This is a genomic window from Brooklawnia propionicigenes (genome assembly GCF_030297015.1).
GTDB classification, from domain to species: Bacteria; Actinomycetota; Actinomycetes; order Propionibacteriales; family Propionibacteriaceae; genus Brooklawnia; species Brooklawnia propionicigenes.
This window is the reverse complement of sequence record NZ_AP028056.1, coordinates 125,675-140,750: the sequence shown is the minus strand read 5'-3', so window position 1 is coordinate 140,750 and position 15,076 is coordinate 125,675. Positions and strand designations below refer to the sequence as shown.

Annotated in this window: 17 protein-coding genes; 15 read left to right on the top strand and 2 right to left on the bottom strand. The window is 65.3% G+C overall.

Going from position 1 to position 15,076, the window contains the following annotated elements; genetic code table 11:
• The first annotated feature begins 28 nt into the window (after positions 1-28).
• From QUE25_RS00665 to QUE25_RS00650, 4 genes are all read left to right on the top strand, one after another.
• Positions 29-469, top strand: coding sequence for a hypothetical protein (locus QUE25_RS00665; RefSeq protein ID WP_286266595.1), 441 nt, complete (start codon positions 29-31; stop codon positions 467-469).
• Between the two features lie 96 nt (positions 470-565).
• Positions 566-1,327, top strand: a complete 762-nt coding sequence (locus tag QUE25_RS00660) for a siderophore-interacting protein (RefSeq protein WP_286266594.1) — start codon at positions 566-568, stop codon at positions 1,325-1,327.
• 33 nt (positions 1,328-1,360) lie between these two features.
• Positions 1,361-2,071, top strand: a complete 711-nt coding sequence (locus tag QUE25_RS00655; RefSeq protein WP_286266593.1) for a glutamine amidotransferase — start codon at positions 1,361-1,363, stop codon at positions 2,069-2,071.
• A 155-nt stretch (positions 2,072-2,226) separates the two neighbouring features.
• Complete coding sequence (locus tag QUE25_RS00650) at positions 2,227-4,200, top strand: YjhG/YagF family D-xylonate dehydratase (RefSeq protein ID WP_286266591.1); 1,974 nt, start codon at positions 2,227-2,229, stop codon at positions 4,198-4,200.
• Between the two features lie 28 nt (positions 4,201-4,228).
• Here QUE25_RS00650 and QUE25_RS00645 read toward each other — a convergent pair whose 3' ends face one another.
• Both QUE25_RS00645 and QUE25_RS00640 read right to left on the bottom strand, forming a co-directional pair.
• The gene (locus QUE25_RS00645) at positions 4,229-4,507 is read right to left on the bottom strand and encodes a type II toxin-antitoxin system antitoxin (protein WP_286266589.1); all 279 of its coding nucleotides are present in this window, start codon (positions 4,505-4,507) and stop codon (positions 4,229-4,231) included.
• Complete coding sequence (locus QUE25_RS00640; protein WP_286266586.1) at positions 4,504-5,481, bottom strand: SPFH domain-containing protein; 978 nt, start codon at positions 5,479-5,481, stop codon at positions 4,504-4,506. Before QUE25_RS00640 ends, QUE25_RS00645 begins: the two co-directional genes overlap by 4 nt.
• A gap of 103 nt (positions 5,482-5,584) precedes the next feature.
• Between QUE25_RS00640 and QUE25_RS00635 the strand changes: the two genes are divergently transcribed.
• The 11 genes from QUE25_RS00635 (at position 5,585) to gcvH (ending at position 15,000) form a co-directional block, all read left to right on the top strand.
• Positions 5,585-6,592, top strand: coding sequence for a magnesium transporter CorA family protein (locus tag QUE25_RS00635; protein WP_286266584.1), 1,008 nt, complete (start codon positions 5,585-5,587; stop codon positions 6,590-6,592).
• Between the two features lie 182 nt (positions 6,593-6,774).
• On the top strand, positions 6,775-8,781 hold the full coding sequence (gene thrS, locus QUE25_RS00630; RefSeq protein ID WP_286266582.1) for a threonine--tRNA ligase: 2,007 nt from the start codon (positions 6,775-6,777) through the stop codon (positions 8,779-8,781).
• Positions 8,774-9,367 carry an HIT family protein gene (locus QUE25_RS00625; protein WP_286266580.1) on the top strand — a complete coding sequence of 198 codons (594 nt, stop codon included), beginning with the start codon at positions 8,774-8,776 and terminating at the stop codon, positions 9,365-9,367. The genes thrS and QUE25_RS00625 overlap by 8 nt, the downstream gene beginning before the upstream one ends.
• Positions 9,360-9,983: a phosphatidylinositol phosphate synthase gene (gene pgsA / locus QUE25_RS00620; RefSeq protein WP_286266578.1), complete on the top strand. Its 624-nt coding sequence runs from the start codon at positions 9,360-9,362 to the stop codon at positions 9,981-9,983. The genes QUE25_RS00625 and pgsA overlap by 8 nt, the downstream gene beginning before the upstream one ends.
• Positions 9,980-10,852 (top strand): LpxL/LpxP family acyltransferase, encoded by an 873-nt coding sequence (locus tag QUE25_RS00615; protein WP_286266576.1) that lies wholly within the window; start codon positions 9,980-9,982, stop codon positions 10,850-10,852. Before pgsA ends, QUE25_RS00615 begins: the two co-directional genes overlap by 4 nt.
• Positions 10,849-12,000: a glycosyltransferase family 4 protein gene (locus QUE25_RS00610; protein ID WP_286266574.1), complete on the top strand. Its 1,152-nt coding sequence runs from the start codon at positions 10,849-10,851 to the stop codon at positions 11,998-12,000. Before QUE25_RS00615 ends, QUE25_RS00610 begins: the two co-directional genes overlap by 4 nt.
• Positions 12,001-12,015: 15 nt before the next feature.
• Positions 12,016-12,645, top strand: coding sequence for a cardiolipin synthase ClsA (clsA, locus tag QUE25_RS00605; protein ID WP_286268455.1), 630 nt, complete (start codon positions 12,016-12,018; stop codon positions 12,643-12,645).
• Positions 12,646-12,648: 3 nt separating this feature from the next.
• Positions 12,649-13,443 carry a DUF881 domain-containing protein gene (locus QUE25_RS00600; protein WP_286266572.1) on the top strand — a complete coding sequence of 265 codons (795 nt, stop codon included), beginning with the start codon at positions 12,649-12,651 and terminating at the stop codon, positions 13,441-13,443.
• 55 nt (positions 13,444-13,498) lie between these two features.
• On the top strand, positions 13,499-13,831 hold the full coding sequence (locus QUE25_RS00595) for a small basic family protein (RefSeq protein ID WP_286266570.1): 333 nt from the start codon (positions 13,499-13,501) through the stop codon (positions 13,829-13,831).
• Complete coding sequence (locus QUE25_RS00590) at positions 13,824-14,564, top strand: DUF881 domain-containing protein (protein WP_286266568.1); 741 nt, start codon at positions 13,824-13,826, stop codon at positions 14,562-14,564. Before QUE25_RS00595 ends, QUE25_RS00590 begins: the two co-directional genes overlap by 8 nt.
• A 49-nt stretch (positions 14,565-14,613) precedes the next feature.
• Positions 14,614-15,000: a glycine cleavage system protein GcvH gene (gene gcvH / locus QUE25_RS00585; RefSeq protein ID WP_286266566.1), complete on the top strand. Its 387-nt coding sequence runs from the start codon at positions 14,614-14,616 to the stop codon at positions 14,998-15,000.
• Positions 15,001-15,076: the final 76 nt, after the last annotated feature.

The following is a 15,076-nucleotide window of genomic DNA, read 5'->3' as shown; positions in this document are numbered from 1 at the left end:
GCGGCGCTTCGGAGACTAGCGTTGAGGCATGGCTTTCGAAAACGCCGAAATCTATGGCTACTTGAGTGAATATGCCGCCGCGCTCGAATCATTCGATGCCGAGCGCGCCGCGGCGTTGTGGGGGACCCCTTCGACGGTCCTGACCGATGAGGCGGTCAGCGTCGCGCACAACCATGAGGACTTGGTGCGCGAGCTCCAGAAGAACTATCCGCAATACCAGAAACTCGGACTCGCATCGGTCGGTAACGAACTCATCGAAGTGAACCCGCTCACCGAGCGCCTGGTCCGCGTCCGCGTGCGCTGGGTGCTCCACGATCGCAGCGGCGCGATTCTCACGGCGATCTCCTACATCTACGTGCTGCGCCGCGACGATGACGGTGTGTTGCGCGCCTACGTCGCCGTCCCGATCGAAGAGGACGAAAAACTGGCCCGGCTGGCCAAGCGCCGCGGCGTCGCCCTCGACGACTGAGCTTGCGGCCGGCTCCCTGCCCCTGCACTGACGAAAAAAGACTGCTTAGTGTACCCTAAGCACCGCAGCAAGTCGTGCGTGTGAAGAGGAACGGCCATGGCCAAACGCGGAGTCTCGGGCGCCATCATGCGCGGTCTGGGCGCGAAGGACCACGCCCTGACCGTCGTCGACAAGAAGGTATTGGCACCCCACTTCGTCCAGGTGCGGATGACCTCGCCTACTCTGCTCCACGATCTGGACACCGGGCCCGCTGCCTGGTTGCGCTTCTGGTTCCCCGGTGAAGGAAGTCACGAGTACCAACGCGGCTACACCATCACGCACCCCGATCGGAGCACCGGCGAGTTCAACGTCAACTTCGTCTTGCATGAACCCGCCGGGCCAGGTTCTGCCTGGGCCAAACGCGCCCGGCCCGGTGACACTGTGCAGGCGATGATCTACGGCTCCACCACATTCGAGGTGCCCGACCAGCCGGCCACCGGATATCTCCTGATCGGCGATTCGGCCTCCATACCCGCGATCGCCAGCATCATCGAAGCACTGCCCTCCGAAGCTCATATCGAGTGCTACCTCGAAGAACACGATCCTGCCGATCACGAGATCCCATTGCCCGAACACCCCGGAGCCACCGTCTACTGGGTGCCACGCCAGGGCCCCGGCTCGCTGACCGCGGCCATCCCGGCCCGCGACTACGGCGGCTGGTATGCCTGGGTGGCGCCCGAATCCGGATCGCTCAAAGCACTGCGTCCACGTTTGCGCAACGAGTTCGGCTTCACCAAGGCGACCTCCTATATTCAGGCGTACTGGGTCGAGGGCAAGACGATGGGCACTCGGCGCGGGCTGGGGGAGTCCAGCGACTAGGTCCATCCACGCGTGCTCGGGAGGGGAGCCACGATGAACCACGACCGCACGGCGCTGGCGATCAGGCATGTCGCGTTCGAAGACCTCGGATTGATCGAGCCGCTGCTCGTGGCACGGGGCTACCAGGTGAGTTACCTCGACATCGGCGTCGACTCGCTCGATCCGCAGATTCTCACCCAGCCGGATCTGGTGGTGGTTCTCGGCGCCCCGATCGGCGTCTACGAAACCGACGCTTACCCATTCCTGGTGACTGAGCTCGAAGCGATATCGGTCAGGCTGCAGGCCGGACTTCCCACCCTGGGTATCTGTCTGGGTGCACAGCTGATCGCCGCAGCCCTTGGCGCACCGGTCACACCGACCGGACGCAAGGAGATCGGTTACGCGCCCCTGCAGCTCACCGACGCCGGACGCGCTTCGGTGCTGGCCGGACTGGAGGGCGTCGCGGTGCTGCACTGGCACGGCGATGAGTTCGCCATCCCCGACGGCGCGCAGCGCCTGGCGCAGACTCCGGGCTTCCCGAACCAGGCTTTCTGCCTCGGTGACCGGGTGCTGGGCCTGCAGTTCCACGTGGAGGCAGATCACACCCGCATCGAACGCTGGCTGATCGGGCACGCTCTCGAACTCGCCGCTGCCGGCATCGATCCGCGGCAGATCCGCGCCGATGCGACCACCTGTGGGCCGATGCTCGCCGATGTCGCGGTCACCACGATCACCAGCTGGCTTGATCGGGCCGAACGCGGCTGATCGCTCAAACGGCCGGCGCTCCTGGGTAGGGTTCTCCGCAGGGCCTGCAGACAGTCCTACCCAAGTTCGGCACCGGGACCCCTGTGCGCGGATCGTGCAGGATATGGGTAAGGTTGTGGCTCGTCCACAAGCCTTCGTCGCCGAGGGAGTTCTTCATGGCATTGCGCGACCTGTTCACCGGCACCGATCCGAGCATCTACGAGGTGCGGACGCAGGCCCCCGGCCCAGCGGGCAGGCTTCCCCTGACACCCGAACTGCTCGCAGATGCCCCCAGCGGTGACCTGTTCGGTATGACGATGAATGTCGGCATGGGCTGGAACCCGGACGACGTTAACCGCGATGCGGTGATGATCGTCAGCACCGCTGGCGGCGCCACTGATGCCGATGGCAACCCGATCGCACTGGGCCTGCACACCGGCCACTACCAGCTGGCCGAGTTGGTCAACGAAGCCGCCCGCGAAGTGGCCGCCCAGGGCGCACTGCCGTACGCCACCTATGTCTCCGATCCCTGCGACGGCCGCTCCCAGGGCACCGTCGGCATGTTCGACTCGCTGCCCTACCGCAATGACGCCGCCATCGTGATGCGCCGCCTGATCCGTTCGCTGCCGACCCGCCGCGCGGTCATGGGCATCGCCTCCTGCGACAAGGGACTGCCCGCGATGATGATCGCGCTGGCGTCCATGCACAACGACCCGGCCATCCTGGTGCCCGGCGGCACCACACTGCGCGCCTCCGACGGCGAGGACAACGGCGCGGTCCAGACCATCGGCGTGCGCTACGCGGCCGGCGAGATGAGTTTCGAGGACGCCGCGGAGGCGGGCTGCCGCGCCTGCGCATCCCCCGGCGGCGGCTGCCAATTCCTCGGCACCGCCGGGACCAGTCAGGTCGTCGGGGAGGCCCTCGGTCTGGCGCTGACGCATTCGGCACTGGCACCTTCGGGTGAAGCGATCTGGCGAGACCTCGCCCGCGCATCGGCTGACGCGCTGCTCGACCTGAAACACCGCAAGATCTTCACCCGCGACATCCTCACCGACCACGCCATCGAGAACGCCATGGTGCTGCATGCCGCATTCGGGGGGTCGACGAACCTGCTGTTGCATCTGCCGGCCATCGCCTTTGCCGCCGGACTGCAGGTGCCCGGCGTGGACGATTGGGCGCGCATCAACTCCGCAGTGCCCCGGCTGGTGAGCGTGCTGCCGGTCGGACCGGTCGACTATCCGACCCCGATGGTCTATCTGGCCGGCGGCGTGCCCGAAGTGATGCTGCACTTGCGCAGACTCGGGCTGCTGCACACCGACGTGCTGACCGTCACCGGGGAGACCCTGGATGCGAACCTCGACTGGTGGGAGGCATCCGAACGCCGTCAGCTGCTGCGCGGGCGGCTACACGACGTCGATGGCGTCGATCCCGACGACGTCATCTTGTCGCCGCAGGCAGCGAAGGCCAAGGGCATGGCCTCCACGGTCACCTTCCCGCTGGGAAACATCGCCCCCGAGGGTTCGGTGGTGAAATCGGCGGCGATCGATCCCAGCGTGATCGGTGACGACGGGGTCTTCCGGCACACCGGCCCGGCGAAGGTGTTCACCAGCGAGAAGGCCGCCATCAAGGCCATCAAGCAGTCGACGATCGCCGCGGGCGACATCATGATCGTGCTGGGTGCCGGCCCGCTCGGCACCGGCATGGAAGAGACCTACCAGCTGACCTCCGCGCTCAAGAAGGTGCCCTACGGCAAGCACGTCTCGCTGATCACCGATGCGCGGTTCTCCGGGGTCTCCACCGGTGCCTGCTTCGGTCATGTCGGGCCGGAAGCTCTTGCCGGTGGCCCGATCGGCAAGCTGCGCGATGGCGACCTCATCGAGATCGTCGTCGACACGGTAGGCCTGACCGGTTCGCTCAACTTCATCGGTAGCCCGGACGAACCCCTGACCCCACCAGCCGGCGCGGAGGTCCTCGCTGCTCGCCAGACCTATCCCGGGCTGGCTCCCGACCGCGACCTGCCCGACGACACCCGGCTGTGGGCTGCGCTGCAGGATGTCTCCGGGGGCACCTGGGGCGGCTGCGTCTATGACGTGGACCGCATCATCGAGGTGCTCGAGGCCGGCAAGAAGGCATTGGCCGCCCAGCAGTGAGCTGCGTCCACCGCCAGCAGCCGTCGCGTCAGCTGCCGTCGGCCGAGTTACCTCGCGGACGCCCGGGCCTGCGTATCGGCTCGGCCTTGACGGCGCGCCCCGCCCGCCTGAGATCGTCGCGCAACAGCATCTCGATCAGGCTGTTGACGCTGCGCAGATCATCGGACGCCCACTTGGCAAGCGCCTCGTGAACGGCCGGATCCAGCCGCAACAGGATGGACTTGCGTGACGGGTTGCCTCGTGGACGGCCGGGTTCGGTGACGCGCGGCTCATTGCCGCGCGCCACCTCGTCCTTGCCGGTGCTCATCCGTAGAGCGTCCCGGTATTGATGACCGGAGTCGAACGCGAATCCGAGCAGAGCACGACCAGCAGGTTCGAGACCATCGCCGCCTTGCGCTCGTCGTCCAACGAGACGATATCGTCGGTTTCCAGCCGTTCGAGAGCCTGCTCGACCATTCCGACCGCACCCTCGACGATCTTGCTCCGGGCCGCGAGCACGGCGGAGGCCTGCTGGCGCTGCAGCATCGCCTGAGCGATTTCGGCGGCATAGGCGAGCGACGAGATGCGGGTCTCGACGACCTCCAGGCCGGCGATCGCGATGCGCGCGGCGACCTCCTCGGCGAGTTCACCGGAGACCAGATCGGTGGAGCCGCGCAGGCTCTCCTCGCCCGGCTCGGCGAAGTCGTAGGGATGCGAAGTCGCGATGTGACGCAGTGCGGATTCGGCCTGCACCTTCACGAAATCCTCGTAGGCCTCGACAGCGAAGACCGACTTGGCAGTGTCGGCGACCTGCCAGACGACGATGGCCGCGATATTGATCGGATTGCCGTCGGCGTCATTGACCTTCAGCTCATTGGTCTCGAAGTTGCGGACCTTGACCGAGACTCGCTTCTTGCTCGACAGCGGAATGGTCAGTAGCAGCCCCTGCTTGCGAATCGAGCCGATGTAGCGTCCGAAGAACTGCACGACCTTGGTGTCACCAGGCGCAACGATGGTCAGCGAGGTGAACATCAAGAACGCCAGGAGATAGCCGACGATGCATCCGAAGATCAGCAGGCCGTTGACACCCAGTCCGGCGTCGTCGCTGATCGCGGTGGCGATGATTCCCCATGTCGACAACCCCAGCAGCGCCAATGCGAGCAGCAGCGCGAGCGCACCCGACATCGTCCAGGCCGGACGCTCGTCGACCATGACCCGGGTGCCCTCATGCCCCACCGGCTTGCCGGCAGCCTCGCCGCCCACTGATGCCTCTTCCACCACGTCTCGTGTTTCGTCCGGCATGCTGACCTCCTTTTTTTAGATATCAGGATGATATCAGATTTATGGGCACCGGTAAGCGATCAAGGTCGTGCACACGAGGCCGAGACAGTGAACAATGGGAGCGATGAGTACCGACAGTGTGATCCGTTCCATCGTCTGGCGCGACGACAAGATCGCCGAGACCGATATCGACTTCTCGACGATCTCGGCCAGGCTCGCCGACCCCGAGCAGTTGCTGTGGGTCGGCCTGCAGCAGCCGACTGCCGACGACCTGGCCCGACTCGGCAAGGAACTGGATATCGATCCAGCCGCGATCGAGGATGCCCTCAACCATGTCGAGCGCCCCAAGGCGTTGCGTTATGCGCACTACTCGTTCGTGACCGTCTACGCCGCCAAGTGGGCAGGCGGTGAGCTGTCCCCGGCGTCGCCCGGCGAGCTGACGCTCACGAAACTGTCGGCGTTTACCTTTCCGCACGGTCTGGTCACCGTCTGGTACGACCCCGATTTCAGCTTCGACGAGATCATCGATCGCTGGAGCGAGGACAGCTACCTGTCGGCCCATGGGTCGGCGATGCTGGTCCATGGCATGCTCGACTACGTCGTCGACGGCTATTTCGAGATCACCCAGGACTTCGACGATGTCATCGAGGATCTGGAGGACGAAGTACTCGAGCAGACAGCGGGCAGCCGGGATCTGCAGCGCCGGATCTATCGGTTGAGGGCTTCGCTGGTGCACCTGCGGCGGGCCGTGGTGCCGATGCGCGAGGTCGTGGCGTCCATCATGCGGCACCGTCGCGAGGTCTCCGCGGACGCGACGCTTGACCCGTGGTTCGACGATCTCTACGATCACGCGCTCCGGGCGGCCGACTGGGCGGATTCGCTTCGTGATCTGGTGACGACCATCTTCGAGACGAATATGTCGCTGCAGGACACGCAACTGAATGTGGTGATGCGCCAACTCGCGGCCTGGGCGGCGATCATCGCGGTGCCGACAGCCATCACCGGCTGGTTCGGCCAGAATGTGCCCTACTTCGGGTTCAACCAGCCATACGGCCTGTGGCTGTCGGTCAGCTTGATCGTGGTCATCTCGGTAACGCTGTTCATCTCCTTCAAACGCCGCGATTGGCTGTGAGCTAGGCACCGCCACGTCTGCGACCACGGGGCAGCCCGATCATTCCCGCCGCAGGCCCCAGGAAGGCCCGGAGATGACCCGCGATTCCTCGCCGCGGCCGATTCGGGCAGAATGGGCAACGGTACGCACCGTGCGCGCCACACACAATCGGGCGGCCAGGTATGCCGCCGAAAGGATTTCCCGTGTCGGTCAACATCAGCATCACCCGTGATCAATCCCCCGAAGCACAGGTGGTGGAGCAGGGCACTACCGGTCTTGATCTGTTCGGCAACGATCGCAGCATCGTCGCCATGGCAGTCAACGGAACCACCGTCGATCTGGCCACCCTTGTCCACGACGGCGACCAGATCAGCCCCATCCTGATGACGTCGGACGAAGGCCTGGCCATCGTCCGGCACTCCGCAGCGCACGTCACCGCCCAAGCTCTGCAGCAGATCTTCCCCGAGGCCAAGCTCGGCATCGGCCCGCCCATCGTCGACGGCTTCTACTACGACTTCCAGACCTCCCCGCTCAGCCCCGACGACCTCAAGGCCATCGAGAAGAAGATGCAGGCGATCATCAAGGAGCGTCAGCGTTTCGTCCGCCGCGCGGTCAGCGACCAGGAGGCCCTGGACGAAGAGGCCGGCGAGCCGTTCAAGCTGGAACTGATCCACGACAAGGGCAGCGCTTCGTCCGACGACGGCAGCTCGGTCGAGGTCGGCAAGGGCGAGCTCACCATGTACGACAACGTGCGGCGCAACGGCGAGGTGGCCTGGACAGACCTGTGCCGCGGCCCGCATGTGCCACACACCGGCTATATCAACGCTGTCGCCCTCACCAAGACCTCATCGGCCTACTGGCGCGGCGACCAGCGCAATCAGCAGCTGCAACGCGTCTACGGCACCGCCTGGGCGACCCGCGACGATCTGAAGGCCTATCAGCACCGCATGGAGGAGGCCGCCAAGCGCGACCACCGCAAGCTGGGTGCCGAACTCGACCTGTTCAGCTTCCACGAGCAGGTGGGCTCCGGCCTGCCGCTGTTTCATCCCAAGGGCGGCGTGATCAAGCGGGTGATGGAGGATTATGTCCGCACCCGCCACATCGACGAAGGCTTCCTCTACGTCGGTACCCCGCACATCGCCAAGGAAGAGCTCTTCTACACCTCCGGACACCTGCCTTACTACGCCGACGTGATGTTCCCGCCGCTGGACGACGACGGTCAGGCCTACCGGCTCAAGGCCATGAACTGCCCGATGCACAATCTCATCTACTCGTCGCGTGGCCGCTCCTACCGCGAGCTGCCACTGCGGCTGTTCGAGTTCGGTACCGTCTACCGCAATGAGAAGTCCGGCGTGGTGCAGGGACTGACCCGTGTCCGCTCTATCACCCAGGACGATTCGCACTCGTACTGCACTCCCGACCAGGCCCCTGATGAGGTGCGTCACCTACTGCGTTTCGTGCTCAGTCTGCTTCACGACTTCGGGCTGACCGATGTCGCGCTCGAATTGTCGACCCGCGACGAGGTCGGCAAGAAGAAGGACAAGTTCATCGGATCCGACGAGCAGTGGGAGGCCGCGACGAAGATCCTGGCCGAGATCGCCGCCGAATCCGGCCTTACCGTGGTGGACGATCCCGGTGGCGCCGCCTACTACGGCCCGAAGATCTCGATTCAGGCCAAGGACGCGATCGGGCGTACCTGGCAGATGTCGACCATCCAGTACGACTTCAACCAGCCGGAACGCTTCGGCCTGGAATACGTCGCCCCCGATGGCAGCCATCGCCAGCCGGTGATGATCCATTCGGCGAAGTTCGGTTCCATCGAGCGGTTCATGGGTGTGCTCATCGAGCACTATGCGGGCGCCTTTCCGGTCTGGCTGGCTCCGGTGCAAGTCGTCGGCATCCCTGTCGCGGCAAGCTTCAACGACTATCTCGCCGAGGTGCTCGACAAGCTCAAGGCCGCCGGCGTACGCACCGAACTCGATGCCTCGGACGACCGGATGCAGAAGAAGATCCGCAACGCCCAGAAGCAGAAGATCCCGTTCATGCTCATCGCCGGCGAGACCGACGCCGAGGCCGGTTCGGTCTCCTTCCGTTTCCGCAACGGTTCGCAACGCAACGGTGTGCCCATCGACGAGGCGGTCGCCTTCGTCCGCGACTGGGCACAATCTCGCCGCAACGACGATCCGAAGGCCGAGGCAGACGGTGAATGACGAGCAGCCCTGCGAGGTCATCCAACCGGGGGAGTTACCCGGCGAGCCCGACGCGCTGCAACGGCTGTGGACGCCCTACCGGATGGTCTACATCCAAGGCAGCTCCAAGCCGGCCGATGGCTCCGCAGGCCAGTGCCCCTTCTGCCGGGCGCCCGAGCGTTCGGACGAGGAGTCGCTGATCGTGCATCGCGGACGCACCGCGTATGTGATCTGCAATCTCTACCCGTACAACCCGGGCCACCTGCTGGTGTGCACCTACCGGCACGTCTCGTCCTATATCGATCTCGACCCGCAGGAAACCGTGGAGGTGGCCGAGCTCACCCAGCAGGCCATCCGGATGATCCTGCACGTCTCGGGACCGGCCGGATTCAATCTGGGCATGAACCAGGGGCAGATCGCCGGGGCGGGTATCGCCGCGCACCTGCATCAGCACATCGTTCCGCGCTGGCAGGGCGATGCGAACTTTCTGCCTGTCATCGGGCGCACCAAGGCCCTGCCGCAGTTCCTCGCCGACACTCGTCAGCTGTTCGCCGACGGCTGGGCCGAGCTGTTCGGCACAACCGAGTCGGAAGGACAGCATGCTTGAGAAGATCCGAGCTCAGTGGACGAAGGTCATTCACCCATTCGCTCTCGGCCTGCTGAAGCTGGGTGTCACCCCGGACATGGTCACCTGGACCGGCACCATCGCGACGATCATCGTGGCGCTGGTCTTCTTCCCCCAGGGATGGCTGTGGCAAGGCGTTGCGGTGTTGGCCCTGTTCATCTTCTCCGATTCGCTGGACGGCACGATGGCGCGAGAGTCGGGCAGCAGCTCCAAGTGGGGTGCCTTTCTCGACTCCACTCTCGACCGGCTGGCCGACGGAGCGATCTTCGGCGGAATCGCGATCTACTACGCGGCCCAGCCCGATGGCCTGCTGTGGTGTGCGGTCGCCATCGGGGCGCTGGTCTTCGCGTTGGTCACCTCGTACAGCAAGGCTCGTGGCGAGTCGGTCGGCATTGAGGTACATGCGGGATTCGCCGGCCGGGCCGACCGGCTGCTGGTGGGTCTGCTCGGTGTGCTGCTCACCGGTATCGGTCTGACCTGGGCACTTCCGGTGGCGCTCAGCTACCTGTGCCTGGCCGGGGCCTTCACCGTCGGCCAGCGGATGTGGATCGTGCGTCGGGCGATCCTCGCCGAGCAGGGCGCCGAAGAGGCCGCATGAGCACACCGCGGAGCGGCCGGGCCACGTTGACAGCATTTCGGGCCGCGGCGCATATTCCGCGGGCGATCTGGCAGCCCTGTGCACAACTGGCCAGCCTGGCCCTGGCTGCCCGCCCACCCAAGCCGTTGCGGCAGTGGGCGATCAATGCGCGCGTGGTCACCGGTGCCCAGCCCGGGTTCAAGGACCGCTACCGCGCCCAGCTGTCCTGGTTCCGCAATACGGTCGGCTCGTTGCAGCTCGGACGGCTCACCCTCGACCAGATTGCCGGGAAAGTGGACGTCGATCCCGGCCAACTCGAAGCCCTGCTCACATCGCATGCCGAGCGCGGCCTGGTCATCGCGATTCCGCACATGGGCAGCTGGGATCTGGCCGGGGCCTACGGCCAGGTCGTCGGCCTGCCGGTGACTTCGGTGGCCGAACGATTGCCCGCCGGCCAGTACCAGTACTTCAGCGCGCTGCGGGCGAAGCTCGGAATGCAGATCTACCCCTATGACCAGCACGGCCTGGTCGAGACGCTGGCCGACGATGTGCACAGTGGACGCGTCGCCTGCCTGGTGGCAGATCGCGACTTCGGACGCCACGGCCTCGCAGTGAGCTGGCCGGCACCCGGTGGTGCGCGCGAGCTCACCGTGCCGCCAGGTCCCGTGCTGATCGCTCAACGGACCGGAGCCGATCTGGTCCCGATCGCGGCCTGGTTCGTGGGCAACCGGACCCATCTCGAAATCGGCGAGCCCATCGAACACCGCCCCGGAGTCGACGGTGCTGGCGTCATGGCCCAGCAGATGGTTGACTTCTTCGCAACCCAGATCGCCGGTCACGTCACCGACTGGCACATGATGCAACGATTCTTTCCAGGAGAGATGGCATGAAGGTCGGACTCGTCTGCCCGTACTCGTTTCACCGTCCCGGAGGCGTGCAGAATCACGTGCTCGGACTGGCCGGCTGGCTCAAGTCCGTGGGTCACCAGATCGCCATTCTCGCGCCGGGATTTCCGCCCGACGGGATGCTGGCCGACTACGGTCTCAGCGATGCCGAGTTCACCACCGGGGGCAAGGCGGTGCCGTTGAAGGTCAACGAGTCGGTGGCGCGGATCAACTTCGGGTTCGGCCCGGCGCGCAAGGCCAAAGCCTGGCTGGATGCCGGCGATTTCGACGTGGTGCACCTGCACGAGCCGATCGCCCCCAACCTGAGCCTGCTGACGCTGTGGCTGACCGACCGTCCGGTGACCGCCACCTTCCACAGCAATTCGCCCACCATCAAGAGCTGGAAACGTATCAACGAGATGCTGCCCGGCGCCGTGCGGCGGCTGGACGCTGCGATCGCCGTCTCGTCGGTGGCGGCCAAGGTGGCCAAGGAGAACACCGGGGTGGTGCCGGTGGTGATCGGCAACGGGCTGGCCATCGACGACTACGAATTGAAACCGGTCAGCGGTCGCTGGCGTGGCGGCGATCATCCCCGGGTCACCTTCCTGGGCCGTTACAACGAGCCACGCAAGGGCTTCCACGTGCTCACCGCGGCTCTTCCACTGGTACGTGAGCGGTTCCCCGATCTTGAGGTGATCGTCATCGGACATGGCCCCGCGATGTCTATCGACGGCGTCACCTTCGTCGGTGGGGTCTCGGACGCCGAACGCAATCGCTGGCTGTCAGTCAGCGATGTCTACGTGGCTCCGCAGACCGGACGGGAGAGTTTCGGCATCGTCTTGATCGAGGCCATGGCCTGTGGGGCGCCGGTGGTCGCGTCCAACCTGTCGGCCTTCGTCGAGGTGCTCTCCGATCATGACGGGGTGATCGGGCACATCTTCAAGACGGGCAACTCGCACGCCCTGGCGGAGGCCATCATCGACAGCCTGAACGAGCCGCGCGATCTGCGCCTGCTGCGTGGACGCGCGCAAGCGGCCAGCTTCGACTGGTCGGTGATCGGCCCCCAAATAGTGGCGATGTACGAGATCGCCGCCGAGAATCGTTATCTGGCCGTCGACGAGGCTAAGGGGCGTGCTCGCCGGCACATCACATAGATTGGAGTTGTGGCAGTGAATGGGTCGGATTCAGGTGATGTCTCGGTGGCGGCCGACAGGCCGCTGGTGAGCAACCGCGTCTGGACGATCCCGAACGTCCTCAGCTTCCTCCGGCTGCTTGGTGTGCCCTTCTTCCTCGCGCTCATCCTGCTGGAGCATGACGTGGCGGCGGTCGTGCTGCTGGCGCTGGCCAGTCTCACCGATCTGCTCGACGGCCGGATCGCCCGACGTTTCAACCAGGTCTCCAAACTCGGCGAGATGCTCGACCCGGCCGCCGACCGGCTGTACATCTTCGCGACCGTGCTCGGACTCGCCGTGCGGGGGATCATCCCGTGGTGGCTGCTGGTGGTGCTGGTCGGCCGTGACGTGACCATGGCGGCGCTGCTGCCCGCACTGAAGTCACGCGGATTCGCCAGCCTGCCGGTGAACTTCATCGGCAAGGCCGCCACCTTCTGCCTGCTGTACGCGTTGCCGCTGATCCTGCTGGGTGCAGGTCCTTGGGTCATCTCTCCTGCGGCGAGCATCATCGGATGGGCCTTCGCGATCTGGGGTGCCTTCCTCTACTGGTGGGCAGGTCTGATGTACATCTGGCAGACCCAGCAGATACTCCGGTCGGTGCCGCCGGTGAAGACACGGGCAAGCTGACTCATGAGCACCACGCAGGCCCCACCGAAGCGGCGTCCCCCGGACGCGTCCATGGAACTGCTCACTGCCATCCAACGCGACACTATCGACCCTGAATACGGCTCTCACTACGGCGAAGACAGGCATGATCGGCGACGTCACCGCTGGCTGGCAGTGCTGGTCAGTTTTCTGGCCGGGCTGATGTTCGTCACCTCGTCGATGGGTGCCGGGCGCGGAAACGACAACGTGGCCAGTGAGCGCGCCGACCTGATCGCCCAGGTGAACCAGGCCGAACTGCGCAACAAGGAACTGCGCAGCGAGGCCGATGAGCTGGCCGAGCAGGTGCAGGAACTTGAGGAGGCGCAACTCGGACGCCAGGTCGACCTCGACAAGTCGTCGCTGGTCTGGTCGGGGATGGGGGCGGTCACCGGACCCGGCCTCGCGCTGACGATCACCGAGAACCCGCTCGACGACGCCGGCATCCTGATCGACCAGGACATCCGCCAGGTGGTGAACGGGCTGTGGCTGGCCGGTGCCGAGGCGGTGTCCGTCAACGGATACCGGCTGAGTTCGCGGACCGCGATCCGTCAGGCCGGCAGCGCGATCACCGTCGATTACCGATCGTTGACCGCCCCCTACCGTATCGAGGCGATCGGTGATCCGGACTCCCTGGCGAGCCGCTTCGAATCCGGACCCGGGGGAGCGTGGCTGAACTTCCTCAAACGCAACCACGGTGTCGGTTGGACGATGGAGTCGCGCGGCGCGCTGGAGTTGGACGCCGATGGCGGACTCGGTGTCGACAAGGCTGGTGTACGGTGACGGGCAAGCCTGACCAGCAACCGCTGAACTCGGGACGCCCGGAAGGGGGACGACGTTGCTCGCCATTCTCGGATTGATCGCGGGCGTGGTACTGGCCATCATCTGGCGGCCGGACATGCCGATCTGGTTGCAGCCGTATCTTCCCATCATGATCGTTGCTGCCCTGGACGCTCTGGTTGGAGCCGCCCGGGCAGGTCTGGAACACACCTTCTCCGACAAGGTCTTCGCTGTCTCGTTCATCTCGAATGTGGCAATTGCGGCACTGATCGTATGGATCGGCGATCTGATCGGTGTCGGCTCGCAGCTGTCGACGGCGGTGCTGGTGGTGCTGGGCATCCGCATCTTCACCAACGCGGCCGTCATCCGCAGGAAGGTCCTGCATGCCTGAGTCCGCAGCACCCAAGCCCCGCGACCTAGGCGGCGCCATCGCCGGTTGGCTGCGTCCCAACCGCAAGCAACTGGTCTGGGCGGTCGCGTTGTGCGTGGTGGCGGCCGCCATCGTCATCCAGGTCCAGTCATCGGCCAAGGACGATCAGTACGCGGCGTTGCGCCGCGACGACCTCGTCCAGTTGCTCGACGGGCTGACCACCGAGACCGATCAGCTGACGGCCGAGGTCGCCGAGCTCGAACGCACCCGCGATGCGCTGGCCTCCGGCGCGGACGCCGAGGCGGTGGCCGCTCAGGAGGCTCAGAAGCGAGCCGACACGCTGGGCATTCTGGCTGGTACAGTGGCTGCCGTCGGCCCGGGCGTGCGGATCACCATCTCGGCGCCGCCGGGAGCGCTCACCACCGATATCATGCTGGAAGCCATCCAGGAGCTCCGCGATGCCGGCGCAGAGGTGATTGAGATCAACGACAGCATCCGGCTGGTCGCTCAGAGCTGGGTGGGCCAGACACAAGAGGGCTTGGTGATCGATGATCAGGCGGTCAGTCTGCCGATCACGATCGACGCAATCGGCGATTCGCACGCGCTGACGGAGGGTGCCAAGTTCCGCGGGGGCCTGGTCAGCCAGGTCGAAAGCGACCGGATCGGTGGTTCGGTCGACATCGAGCAACTGGACGAGGTGGAGATCACCAGCCTCGCCACGCCCCGGACGCCGAGATACGCCCGGCCCGCATGACGCTCTGCCGGCCAGGACGAGAGCAAGAAATGACCTTCAGGAGGAAGCCATGATCGAGTTGCCGGAGGATGTACTTTTCACCGCCGAACACGAATGGGTGCGCATTGACAGTTCGACAGTGGCGCGCATCGGTGTCACCGCCTACGCGACCGGCGAGCTGGGTGACATCGTCTACGTGTCGCTGCCCACGGTCGGTTCATCGGTGGTGGCAGGCGACAGCTGCGGCGAGCTGGAGTCGACCAAGTCGGTTGCCGACATCTTCGCGCCGGTTTCTGGCGTGGTGGTGAGGATCAACGAGACGGTCGCCGATGAACCCGAGTTGATCGGCCAGGATCCATTCGGAGAAGGCTGGTTGTTCGACGTCGAACTCGCCGATACCAGCGAGTTGGACGATCTACTGGACGAAGACGCCTACGCTGAGCACATCGGCGAGTAGGAGTTTGCCCGCAGCCTCACGCTGCTCGACTAAACTGTCACCCAACCATCCATCGGCTTCCCCCGATGGCACGCAG

Excerpts from the sequence above, each read along its gene's own strand:
- QUE25_RS00665 (WP_286266595.1), top strand. The coding sequence starts at position 29 with ATGGCTTTCGAAAACGCCGAAATCTATGGCTACTTGAGTGAATATGCC.
- QUE25_RS00660 (WP_286266594.1), top strand. The coding sequence starts at position 566 with ATGGCCAAACGCGGAGTCTCGGGCGCCATCATGCGCGGTCTGGGCGCG.
- QUE25_RS00655 (WP_286266593.1), top strand. The coding sequence starts at position 1,361 with ATGAACCACGACCGCACGGCGCTGGCGATCAGGCATGTCGCGTTCGAA.
- QUE25_RS00650 (WP_286266591.1), top strand. The coding sequence starts at position 2,227 with ATGGCATTGCGCGACCTGTTCACCGGCACCGATCCGAGCATCTACGAG.
- QUE25_RS00645 (WP_286266589.1), bottom strand. The coding sequence starts at position 4,507 with ATGAGCACCGGCAAGGACGAGGTGGCGCGCGGCAATGAGCCGCGCGTC.
- QUE25_RS00640 (WP_286266586.1), bottom strand. The coding sequence starts at position 5,481 with ATGCCGGACGAAACACGAGACGTGGTGGAAGAGGCATCAGTGGGCGGC.
- QUE25_RS00635 (WP_286266584.1), top strand. The coding sequence starts at position 5,585 with ATGAGTACCGACAGTGTGATCCGTTCCATCGTCTGGCGCGACGACAAG.
- pgsA (WP_286266578.1), top strand. The coding sequence starts at position 9,360 with ATGCTTGAGAAGATCCGAGCTCAGTGGACGAAGGTCATTCACCCATTC.
- QUE25_RS00615 (WP_286266576.1), top strand. The coding sequence starts at position 9,980 with ATGAGCACACCGCGGAGCGGCCGGGCCACGTTGACAGCATTTCGGGCC.
- QUE25_RS00610 (WP_286266574.1), top strand. The coding sequence starts at position 10,849 with ATGAAGGTCGGACTCGTCTGCCCGTACTCGTTTCACCGTCCCGGAGGC.
- QUE25_RS00600 (WP_286266572.1), top strand. The coding sequence starts at position 12,649 with ATGAGCACCACGCAGGCCCCACCGAAGCGGCGTCCCCCGGACGCGTCC.
- QUE25_RS00590 (WP_286266568.1), top strand. The coding sequence starts at position 13,824 with ATGCCTGAGTCCGCAGCACCCAAGCCCCGCGACCTAGGCGGCGCCATC.
- gcvH (WP_286266566.1), top strand. The coding sequence starts at position 14,614 with ATGATCGAGTTGCCGGAGGATGTACTTTTCACCGCCGAACACGAATGG.